At 71.2% G+C, this 5766-nt stretch carries 4 protein-coding genes; 1 reads left to right on the forward strand and 3 read right to left on the reverse strand.

The window, feature by feature from the left end; all coding sequences use genetic code 11:
- Positions 1 to 17: 17 nt before the first annotated feature.
- Entirely contained in the window at positions 18 to 1562 is a 1545-nt protein-coding gene (locus PLL68_RS10300; protein ID WP_324533771.1) for an ATP-dependent DNA ligase, read from the forward strand.
- A gap of 43 nt (positions 1563 to 1605) precedes the next feature.
- Here the strand turns inward: PLL68_RS10300 and nagA are convergent, their stop codons facing one another.
- The 3 genes from nagA to PLL68_RS10315 are packed head-to-tail and all read right to left on the reverse strand — an operon-like array spanning position 1606 to position 5674.
- Positions 1606 to 2748, reverse strand: coding sequence for an N-acetylglucosamine-6-phosphate deacetylase (nagA, locus tag PLL68_RS10305; protein ID WP_324533773.1), 1143 nt, complete (start codon positions 2746 to 2748; stop codon positions 1606 to 1608).
- A gap of 3 nt (positions 2749 to 2751) precedes the next feature.
- Positions 2752 to 3537, reverse strand: a complete 786-nt coding sequence (gene nagB, locus PLL68_RS10310) for a glucosamine-6-phosphate deaminase (RefSeq protein ID WP_324533787.1) — start codon at positions 3535 to 3537, stop codon at positions 2752 to 2754.
- A 1-nt stretch (position 3538) separates the two neighbouring features.
- Positions 3539 to 5674 carry a glucose PTS transporter subunit IIA gene (locus tag PLL68_RS10315; protein WP_324533775.1) on the reverse strand — a complete coding sequence of 712 codons (2136 nt, stop codon included), beginning with the start codon at positions 5672 to 5674 and terminating at the stop codon, positions 3539 to 3541.
- Between the last annotated feature and the right edge of the window lie 92 nt (positions 5675 to 5766).

Consider the following 5766-nt stretch of genomic DNA (forward strand, 5'->3'; position numbering starts at 1 on the left):
CGAGGCAGGATGGCCGGATGGACGAGTCGCGCCCCGAGGTCATGCTCGCTGACGTCGTGGAGGCCTCCCGGGCGGTGGCCGCCACGCGCTCGCGCACGGCCAAGACGCAGGCACTGGCAGACCTGCTGACCCGGTGCGCCCCGGAAGAGGTGGGGACGGTGGTGTCGCACCTGTCCGGCGTGCTGCCCCAGCGCCGCCTCGGCGTGGGGTTCCGTTCCCTGCGTGACCTCCCCGAGCCGGCGCAGACCCCGACGCTCACGGTGCTCGAGGTCGATGCCGCGTTCGAGCGCCTGGCGAGCGCCCACGGAACCGGCTCCACGGCATCCCGCCGCAGTGAACTGAGCACCCTGATGAGCCGCGCCACCAGCGTCGAACAACAGTTCCTGCGCGACCTCATGACCGGAAACCTGCGCCAGGGCGCGCTCGACGGCGTGGTGCTCGCCGCCATCTCGGCCGCCTACGCCGTCCCGGCCGCCACGGTCCGCCGCGCTGCCATGCTCGCCGGCACCGCCGCCGAGGTCGCGACCCTCGCCGCGACGGGAGGGTCGCGCGCTCTCGAGGACGTCTCGCTCGTCGTGGGGCGTCCCGTGCGACCGATGCTCGCGGCATCCGCCAAGACCACCGGCGAAGCGGCCGAGAGCATCGGCGAGAGCGAACTGATCGTCGACGGCAAGCTCGATGGTATCCGCGTCCAGGTGCACCGCCGTGGCGGTGAGGTGACGGTCTACACGCGCAGCCTCGACGAGATCACCGACCGCGTGCCCGAGGTCGTCGAGGCCGTCGCGGCCCTGCCGGGTGGCGACCTCGTCGTCGACGGCGAGGCCATCGTGCTGCGGGCCGACGGCAGGCCGGAGCCCTTTCAGGTCACCGGTGCGCGCACGGCGAGCTCCGCCGACCTCACCGGTCTCCAGGCCCGGATGCCGCTCACGACGTTCCTCTTCGACGTCCTCCACGTGGGTGGTCGCGACCTGCTCGACGACAGCGCCCGGGTGCGTCACGAGGTGCTGCTCGACCTCGCGCCGCACCTGCTGGTCCCACGGCTGCTGACGGACGACCCGGACGCCGCGGAGCAGTTCTTCGCCGACCTCGTCGCCGCCGGGCACGAAGGTGTCGTCATCAAGGACGCCGACAGCCCGTATGCCGCCGGGCGGCGAGGCAGCGGGTGGGTCAAGGTCAAGCCGGTGCACACGCTGGACCTCGTGGTGCTCGCGGTCGAGTGGGGATCAGGGCGGCGGGTGGGCAGTCTGTCGAACATCCACCTCGGGGCGCGCGACCCGGCGACCGGCGAGTTCACGATGGTGGGCAAGACGTTCAAGGGCATGACCGACGAGGTGCTGGCGTGGCAGACCAAGCGCTTCACCGAGCTCGCCGTCGACGGCACCGACGGGTGGGTGGTTCCGGTGAGGCCGGTGCAGGTCGTCGAGATCGCCGTCGACGGGGTGCAACGCTCCAGTCGCTACCCGGGGGGCGTGGCGCTGCGGTTCGCCCGGGTGCTGCGCTATCGCGACGACAAGGCGGCGGATGCGGCCGACACGATCGACACGGTGCGGGGCCTGCTCTGACGCGCGCCCGGCGACCGGTCGGCAGCGCCGCGGATGGGTGAGCTCACCCGGGCAGGGTGACCCACGTCCCGGCGCGCATCACCTGCACGACGTCCAGATCGGGTGAGAGCACGACGAGGTCGGCCGGGGCGCCGGGGGAGAGCCCCGGCGCCGGGAGGCCGAGGGCGCGCAACGGGTTGACGGTGACCTGACGGATGGTGGTCCGCAGGGACTCGGCGCGGTCCGCGCCCCCGTGGTTCACCGTCTGCGCCACGAGGCGCTGCATCGTCGCGGTGCTGCCGGCGATCGTGTCCGTGCCAGCCACGCGAGCGATCTGGTCGACGACGTCGACGGCCAGCGACCCCAGCCGGTAGGAGCCGTCCTGCATCCCGGCGGCAGCCATGGCGTCGGTCACCAGGGCCACCCGGTCAGGGCCGACGTCCGTGGTGACCAGCCGGTGCAGCGCCGGGTGCAGGTGCACCCCATCCGTGACGAGTTCAACCGTGACCCTGGGGTCCTCGAGGGCCGCGACGACCGGGCCGGGTTCGCGGTGGTGCACCGGGCGCATCGCGTTGAACAGGTGGGTGGCGACCGTGGCCCCGGCATCGATCGCGGCCCTGGCCTGCTCGTACGTCGCCTCGGTGTGCCCGATGGCGGCCACTGCCCCGCCGTCGACGATGCGGCGGATCGCCTCGGTCGCGCCGGGCAGCTCGGGCGCCAGGGTCACCATCCGGATCGTGCCCCGCCCGGCCTCGAGCAGCGCCGACACCTCGGCCGGGTCGGGGTCGCGCAGGGCGCTCGGTTCGTGGGCGCCGCAACGGTGCGGTGACAACCACGGGCCCTCGAGGTGGATGCCGAGCAGCTCACCCGACTCGACGTGGTCCGCGAGCGCCCTGACCTGCGCGACGAGCACGTCGTGGTGGTCGGAGACGAGGGAGGCGATCGTCGACGTGGTCCCGAAGCGGCGGTGCAACGTCACGGATGCCGCGACCGCCGTGTCGGTCGCCTCGAAGTAGGCCCCACCGCCACCACCGTGCACGTGCATGTCGACGAAGCCGGGTGTCAGCACGACATCACCCAGGTCGACGTCGGCCGGTCGCGGAGGGACGCCGGATCCGACAGCCGAGATGACGCCGTGGTCGACCTCGACCCATCCCGGGGAGTGGGAGTACTCCCCGGTGAGCACGGTGGCAGCGGTGAGGATCATCGATCAGATTCCTTGCCAGGTGGGTTTGCCCGCGAAGGTCTCGCGGTAGTAGCCCGCGAGCTGCAGCCGACCGGCGGCGGCCGGGTCGAGCAGCACGGTCGCGTGCGGGTGGTGCTGCAGGATCGTCGCCGGCCACAGGGCGCTGACCGGGCCCTCGACGAGCTGGTGCACCGCCTCGGCCTTCGACGCGCCGGTCGCCAGCAGGACGACGTGCCGGGCCGCCATGATCGTGCCGAGACCCTGGGTGAGGCAGTGGGTCGGCACCTGGCTGACGTCGCCGTCGAAGAAGCGCGCGTTGTCCAGCCGGGTCTGCTGGGTCAACGTCTTGATGCGCGTCCGTGAGGCGAACGACGATCCCGGCTCGTTGAAGGCGATGTGCCCGACCGAGCCGATGCCCAGGATCTGGAGGTCGACGCCACCGGCATCCGCGATGGCCTGCTCGTAGGCGGCGCACGATGCCGGGATGTCGTCGGCGAGCCCGTCGGGGCCCTGGACGGCATCCGGGGCGAAGTCGACCCGGGTGACGAAGTCGCGGTCGATCACCGTGCGGTAGCGCTCGGGGTGCCCGGCCGGGAGGCCCACGTACTCATCGAGCGTGAACGCCCGGGCCTGCGCGAAGCTCACCTCGCCACGCTCGTGGCGCGCCGTCAGCTCGTCGTACACGGCGAGCGGTGACGACCCGGTGGCAAGCCCGAGCACGGCATCCGGCTTCCTGGCGAGCAGCGCCGTGATGGCGTCCGCGGCGACCGACGCGAGGTCGCGTGCGTCGTCGAGGATCACGACCTCCACGTCAGCCACCGACCTTGGTCTTGGTGGCGGATGCCGTGAGGAGGAGTTCCAGGTCGCGGACCTGGTCGCCGGCCTCGAGACCACGCAGGGTGACGTCGTGGGCCTTGCGCTCGAGGACGATCACGGGCACGACGGGGTTGCGACCGGCGGCCTCGACCGCGGCGACGTCGTAGCGCAGGATCGGCTGGCCGAGCTCGACGGTGTCGCCCTGGGCTGCGAGGAGGTCGAAGCCCGCACCGTCGAGCTGCACCGTGTCGATGCCCAGGTGCACGAGGACACCGACGCCCTCGGGCGACTGGATGGCGTAGGCGTGCGGCCACAGCTTGACGATGGTGCCGGCGATCGGCGCCACGGCGTCGACGACCTCGCGGGGCGGGTCGATGGCCAGGCCGGGGCCGACGAGACCCTTGGCGAAGGTGGCGTCGGGAACGTCCGCGAGGTCGACCACGGTGCCGGCGATCGGCGAGAGCACGGCGACGCGGGCCCCGGGGGCCGGGGGAGAGGCGGGTGCTGCCGGTGCTGCCGGTGCTGCCGGTGCAGCTGCGGGGGCTGCGGGGGTGGCGGGTGCAGCGGCGGATGCCGGGGCGGAGCCACCCGCGAGGGCCGCGCGGATCTCCTCCTTGAGGCCGTCGGCCTGGGTGCCGAAGATGGCCTGGACGTTGTTGCCGACCTCGATGACCCCAGCGGCGCCGAGGGCCTTCAGGGCGCCCTGGTCGACGAGGGACTTGTCGCCGACCTCGATGCGCAGGCGGGTGATGCAGGCGTCGACGTTCTTGAGGTTGTCTGCTCCACCGAAGGCGGTGATGAGCTGCTGTGCCCTGTCGGTGGCTGCACCGGTGCCAGCGCCGGCGGCTGCGGACGTGGCGGCCTCGAGGTCTTCGTCGGTTGCGCCCTTCGGGTCGCGGCCGGGGGTCATGAGCTTCCACTTGGTGATCGCGAAGCGGAACACCACGTAGTAGACGGCGAAGAAGACCACGCCCATGACGATGAGCAACGGGATGTTCTTGGCTGCGGGTGCGGTGCCGTAGAGCAGCAGGTCGATCAGGCCGGCGGAGAACGAGAACCCGAGGTGGATGTCGAGCAGGTAGGCGATGGCCAGGGACAGGCCGGTGAGCACGGCGTGCAGGACGTACAGCGGGAACGCGACGAACATGAAGGCGAACTCGAGGGGCTCGGTGATGCCGGTGAGGAAGGCGGTCAGGCCCGCGGCCGACAGGATGCCGATGGCGACCTTCTTCTGGTTCTTGTTCGCGGCGTGGATCATCGCCAGCGCAGCGGCCGGCAGGCCGAACATGAGGATCGGGTAGAAGCCGGAGGTGAGGCGGCCGGCCGTGGGGTCGCCCTGGGCGAAGCGGGTGAGCTCACCGGTGTAGACCTCGGTGCCGACGGTGTAGTCCCCGTAGAGGAACCAGATGTAGGTGTTGACGATGTGGTGCAGGCCGAGGGGGATGAGCATGCGGTTGACGAAGCCGTAGACGAAGGCGCCGAACGCGCCCGCCCCGGCGATGAACTCGGCGAGGCCGGTCAGACCCGCGTTGAAGATCGGGTAGAAGTAGCTGAGGGCGAAGCCCATGAACAGCGAGGAGAACGACACGACGATCGGCACGAAGCGGCGGCCGCCGAAGAAGCCGAGGTAGGGCGGCAGCTGGATCGTGTGGAAGCGGTCGAACAGGTAGGCGGTCACGAGGCCGACGAGGATGCCGGCGAAGACGCTGTAGTTGATCATCGCCTGGTCGCCGCCGGGGGTGGTCTCACCCTCGAGCACCACCGGGGACATCGCCTTGAAGACCTCGGAGATGACGAGGTAGCCGGCGACGGCCGACAGGGCGGTCGAGCCGTCGGCCTTGCGGGCGAAGCCGATGGCCACACCGACGGCGAAGAGCAGGGGGAGGTTGGCGAAGATCGCACCACCCGCGGCGCTCATGGCGTCGAAGAAGGGCCCGAGGACGGGCCAGTCGTACTGGCCGAGCAGGTCCTCCTGGCCCAGGCGCAGCAGGATGCCGGCCGCGGGCAGCAGGGCGATGGGAAGCATGAGGCTCTTGCCGAGCCGCTGGAGCTGGGCGAAGCCGGGGATGCGCAGCCCCTGCTTCTCCGCTGGCTTCTCCAGCGGCGGGTTGGTGTCGACGACCGTGCTCATGGTGCCCTCCGAATGGCGTGGATTGGTGTAGACCAAGTTCAGATTGGCATAGACCAATCGTCGTCGTCAAGGGAGGCTGAGAACTTTCTCGC

It is taken from the genome of Ornithinibacter sp., from assembly GCF_035443565.1.
GTDB lineage: Bacteria > Actinomycetota > Actinomycetes > Actinomycetales > Dermatophilaceae > Fodinibacter.